1 rRNA gene is annotated in these 251 nt (G+C 46.2%); it reads left to right on the forward strand.

Going from position 1 to position 251, the window contains the following annotated elements:
- Window positions 1–49: 49 nt before the first annotated feature.
- Window positions 50–251: ribosomal RNA gene (locus H5119_RS20290) — 16S ribosomal RNA — on the forward strand; the annotation flags it as partial.

The following is a 251-nucleotide window of genomic DNA, read 5'->3' on the forward strand; positions in this document are numbered from 1 at the left end:
TTAAAATAAATTCAGAATTCATTGAGCTGTCGAAAGACATAAAACTTTTTAATTGAAGAGTTTGATCATGGCTCAGATTGAACGCTGGCGGCAGGCCTAACACATGCAAGTCGAGCGGTAACAGAAAGTAGCTTGCTACTTTGCTGACGAGCGGCGGACGGGTGAGTAATGCTTGGGAACATGCCTTGAGGTGGGGGACAACAGTTGGAAACGACTGCTAATACCGCATAATGTCTACGGACCAAAGGGGG

The sequence above is a fragment of the Pseudoalteromonas sp. SG45-5 genome, assembly GCF_014164085.1.
GTDB lineage: Bacteria > Pseudomonadota > Gammaproteobacteria > Enterobacterales > Alteromonadaceae > Pseudoalteromonas > Pseudoalteromonas aliena.